The sequence below is a fragment of the Neisseria sp. HMSC065D04 genome, assembly GCF_001815675.1.
Classification (GTDB): domain Bacteria; phylum Pseudomonadota; class Gammaproteobacteria; order Burkholderiales; family Neisseriaceae; genus Neisseria.
In genome coordinates this window covers 1-4,944 of sequence record NZ_KV821542.1, presented here as the reverse complement: position 1 = coordinate 4,944, position 4,944 = coordinate 1, and the positions used below count along the sequence as shown (strand labels likewise).

The window sequence follows — 4,944 nt, the reverse complement described above, 5'->3', positions numbered from 1 at the left end:
CTTGAATCTTCCGCTTTGTGAACAAAAATCCACTTGGAAAATTAAATGTCGACAGCCCCTAAAACTCGCTGAAACACATTTGCGGATACATGGGGAGAACCGAGCTTTTCCTTTATAATCCGTCCATCTATTTTTCACTCATTTCAAGCAGGTTCACCATGTCCAAACCCACCCTTCTCCTCGTTGACGGCTCTTCTTATCTTTACCGCGCTTATCACGCGATGGCGCAGTTGTCCGCGCCTGACGGTGCGCCGACGGGTGCGCTTTACGGCGTGTTGAACATGTTGCGCCGTCTGCGGGCGGATTATGTGCACGATTATTGCGCGGTGGTGTTTGATGCGAAGGGCAAGAATTTCCGCCACGAGATGTTCCCCGACTACAAGGCGACGCGCCCGCCGATGCCGGACGATTTGCGCCCGCAGGCGGAAGCCTTGCCGGATTTGGTGCGGCTGATGGGCTGGCCGGTGCTGGTGATTCCGCAAGTGGAAGCGGACGACGTTATCGGCACGCTGGCGGCGATGGCAGGCGAAGCAGGTTGGAATGTGGTGGTATCCACCGGCGATAAGGATATGGCGCAGTTGGTGAACGAGCGCGTGACGCTGGTGAACACGATGAGCGGCGAAACGCTGGATATTGAAGGCGTGAAGGAGAAATTCGGCGTGCGCCCCGACCAAATCCGCGATTATCTCGCGCTGATGGGCGACAAGGTGGACAATGTGCCGGGCGTGGAGAAGTGCGGCCCGAAAACGGCGGTGAAGTGGCTGGAAGCCTATGGCTCGCTGGCTGGTGTGATGGAACACGCTGCGGAAATCAAGGGCAAGGTCGGCGAAAACCTGCAAGCCGCGCTGCCCCAACTGCCGCTGTCGTATGATTTGGTAACGATTAAAACCGATGTGGATTTGCACACCGAGCTTTCAGACGGCCTCGAAAGCCTGCGCCGCACTACGCCCAAATGGGCGCAACTGGTTGTCGATTTCAAACGCTGGGGTTTCCGCACTTGGCTGAAAGAGGCAGAAAGCCGTATGCACGAAGCGCAAAACACAGATTTATTCGGTAGCGAGCATATCGGCGAACAAGCCGCATTGGCGATGGAAACACAGCCTGAAAAACAACCCGAACTCGCCCCAGCCCCTGAAAAACTGGATTATCAAGCCATTACCACCGAAGCTCAGTTTGCCGCTTTGTTAGACAGACTGGCGCAGGCGGACACAATCGGCATCGATACGGAAACCACGTCCCTAGACGCGATGAACGCCGCGCTGGTCGGCATCAGCATCGCGTTCCAGGCAGGCGAAGCGGTTTATATCCCCGTAGGGCACAGCCTGACCGCCGCGCCCGAACAGCTTGATTTGCAGGACGTATTAGGTCGTCTGAAACCGCATTTGGAAAACCCCGCCCTGAAAAAAATCGGGCAAAACCTCAAATACGACCAACACGTTTTCGCCAACTACGGCATCGCCCTGAACGGCATTGCCGGCGACGCCATGCTCGCTTCCTATATCATCGAGAGCCATCTCGGACACGGATTGGACGAATTGTCCGAACGCTGGCTCGGCTTGAAAACCATTACCTACGAATCGCTGTGCGGCAAAGGCGCGAAGCAAATCGGTTTTGCCGACGTTGCCATTGAGCAGGCAACCGAATACGCCGCCCAAGACGCCGATTTCGCCCTGCGTCTCGAAGCGCACCTGCGCGCGCAAATGGACGCCAAACAGCTTGAAATGTATGAAAAAATGGAGCTTCCCGTCGCGCAGGTATTGTTTGAAATGGAACGCAACGGCGTGCAAATCGACCGCGCCGAACTCGCCCGTCAAAGCGCAGAACTCGGCGCCGAGCTGATGAAGCTCGAACAAGAAGCCTACGCCGCCGCAGGCCAGCCGTTCAACCTCAACTCGCCCAAACAACTGCAAGAAATCCTGTTCGACAAAATGGGCATCCCCACCAAAGGCCTGAAAAAAACCGCCAAAGGCGGCATTTCCACCAACGAAGCCGTGCTCGAACAGCTCGCGCCCGACTACCCCCTGCCCAAAATCATCCTGCAAAACCGCAGCTTGGCGAAACTCAAATCCACCTACACCGACAAACTGCCCGAAATGATTTCTCCCAAAGACGGTCGCGTGCATACCACCTACGCCCAAGCCGTTGCCATTACCGGCCGCCTTGCCAGCAACAACCCCAACCTGCAAAACATCCCCATCCGCACCGCCGAAGGCCGCCGCGTGCGCCGCGCCTTCACCGCACCGCAAGGCAGCGTCATCGTTTCCGCCGACTATTCCCAAATCGAGCTGCGCATCATGGCGCACCTCTCCGGCGACAAAACCCTCATCACCGCGTTCCAAAACGGCGAAGACGTACACCGCCGAACCGCCGCCGAAGTATTCGGCATCGCCCCCGAAAACGTCTCGTCCGAACAACGCCGCTACGCCAAAACCATCAACTTCGGCCTCATTTACGGCATGGGCCAATACGGCCTCGCGAAATCATTGGGCATAGACAACCTGTCCGCCAAAACCTTCATCGACCGCTACTTCGCCCGCTATCCCGGCGTCGCCGAATACATGCAGCGCACCAAAGAACAAGCCGCCGCCCAAGGCTTCGTCGAAACCCTGTTCGGCCGCCGCCTCTACCTGCCCGACATCCGCAACAAAAACGCCAACGCCCGCGCCGGAGCCGAACGCGCCGCCATCAACGCCCCCATGCAAGGCACCGCCTCCGACCTCATCAAACGCGCCATGATAGACGTGTCCCGCTGGCTTTCAGACGATCTCTTGCAAAGCAAACTGATTATGCAGGTGCATGACGAACTGGTGCTGGAAGTACCCGAAGCCGAGCTGGATTTAGTGAAAGAAAAACTGCCGCAGATTATGGCGAAAGTGGATGAAGGGATATTGAAAGTGCCGCTGGTGGCTGAGGTTGGCGTGGGAATGAATTGGGAAGAGGCGCATTGAGATGGTATGACGTTTAACAGATTGTTTTGAGAAAGGGATAAGACAATGAATGCTCAAGATTTAATTAATGAAGGCATAGAGTTATTTAATAACAAAAAATTTGACGAAGCGATTGAGAAGCTGAATCAGGCTTTAGATGGGATTGAAGATAAAAAGAGCAAGATTCTGATCAATGCACAACATTGGCTAGGCCGTTGCTATTTAGAGCAGGCGATGAAAGCCAAAGGCAAGGATTCGGAACAGTTATTTGTACAGGCAGTTGAGCATTTCCACCAGCAATTATTGCTTGCCGAACAGCTGGTAGATGAACAAAACAGCTTTCAAGAACAAAACCATGCCCAACATTGGTTAGGTCATTGCTATTTAAAGCAAGCGATGAAAGTTAGAGGAAAGGATTCGGAACAGTTATTTGTACAGGCAGTTGAGCATTTCCAGCAATCGTTGGAATTTGCCAAAAAGTTGAAAGGCACAAACAGTATTCAGGAACAAATCAATGCTCAATCTTGGCTAGGTTTTTGCCATTTAATACAGACAATACAAGCCAAAGGTAATGCTGCGGATGAGTTGTTTAGGCAGGCTATTGAGCATTTTCAACAGTATTTGTATCTTGCTAAACAGTTGGAGGGCAAAAACAGCATTCAGAAACAGAACGAAGCCGAATCTATACTAGGCATTTGTTATTTTCAGCAGGCCCTAAAGGTCGAAACTGAAGTGGCAGCTGAGCTTGAACAGAATGATAAATATTGTCAACAACGACTGGAGCTTTCTAAGAAATTACTATCATCAGTTCAAGAAAGATGGGGCAGATATTTCGAATGGAAAGAACAGAAAATACAACGAGATTTATTTCAAACTCAAGAAGGAGGATTAATAAACGCCATCACTACCATTCTGGCAGTTTTAAATATCCCTCCTATGGAATTAGGATCAACTCCTCTTGCCCATTATACTTCGCCTTCAGTATGCGAAAGATTATTCGGCATTGTCAGTGATAAAGCCGATGATAAAGTTTCTGTTGACAGTAATAAGGTTAGTCCAATGAGAATTGGCAGCTCCACTTATATGAACGACCCGACCGAAGGGGAAGGGCTGTTGGAGCTGCTGAATCTGCAGGATTTGGAATTGGAAAACAAGGCTGAATGCCCTGCCTATAATGCTTTCTTTACCTGCTTTTCCAGCCGCGTAAACGATTTGAACCAGTTCCGCCTGTATGGTAAAGAAAACGGCGTAGAAGCGTCGGGTTGCTGCTTGGTATTTAATAAAAGCGGGGATTGGTTGAAAGAGCCTGATATTTCTGCTTCGTTCAGAAGTTTTACAAATAAACAGAATAAAGGTTTCAAAGAGTCAATAGAGGCAGATGTAGCGGGTTCGGAAGATGAAAACCTGCCGCTTTATCAGGTAGCTTATATCGCTTATCACGATGAATATATTGCTGAAGAGAAATGTGGTAAATGGTTGTTGAATAAGAATAAACTAAAATTCGGCATTCGATTAAAACCTGTAGGAAAAAATCCAAGTTGGCATCAATTGCGTATCGACAAGCTTGAAAAAGCGTTGATGGAGTTAATGGAAAAATCTAATAATATCAGCGATGAAGACAAAAAAGCTTTGGAATATATCCGCTATCTATTTAAAGATTTTGCTTTCCGTGATGAGGAAGAGTTCCGATTGCTGAAAATTGAACAAATCGGTTCGGACAAAATCGAATATTGCCCAACCACAAAATCCGTCTATCTGCCTTATGCCGATATACGCGATATTGTGGACGAAGTCATTTTGGGAACGAATTACGAAAAGAGTGGAAAAGAGCGCAAGGCGGAAGTGTTTCAGCATTTGATGCGCAAGCATTATCCAAACGTTAAAGTTTCCCGCTCGTCGTTGCCGATTAATGCCAATCCGCCGATTAAAAAGGATTAACCAGCAGTAGGTCGGATACTTGTATCCGACAAAAGCCACTGCCACCTCAAAAGCCGTCAGATTCGAGAATCTGACCTAC

2 protein-coding genes are annotated in these 4,944 nt (G+C 50.2%); both read left to right on the top strand.

Annotated elements, in window-relative coordinates; genetic code table 11:
• Positions 1 to 158 precede the first annotated feature (158 nt).
• Complete coding sequence (gene polA / locus HMPREF3050_RS10290) at positions 159 to 2,948, top strand: DNA polymerase I (RefSeq protein ID WP_070774716.1); 2,790 nt, start codon at positions 159 to 161, stop codon at positions 2,946 to 2,948.
• A 45-nt stretch (positions 2,949 to 2,993) separates the two neighbouring features.
• A complete protein-coding gene (locus tag HMPREF3050_RS10285) occupies positions 2,994 to 4,865 on the top strand; it encodes a hypothetical protein (protein WP_070774714.1) in 1,872 nt (623 codons plus the stop codon).
• Positions 4,866 to 4,944: the final 79 nt, after the last annotated feature.

What these genes read in the sequence shown, in the direction of transcription:
- polA (WP_070774716.1), top strand. Translation starts at nt 159, where the DNA reads ATGTCCAAACCCACCCTTCTCCTCGTTGACGGCTCTTCTTATCTTTAC.
- HMPREF3050_RS10285 (WP_070774714.1), top strand. Translation starts at nt 2,994, where the DNA reads ATGAATGCTCAAGATTTAATTAATGAAGGCATAGAGTTATTTAATAAC.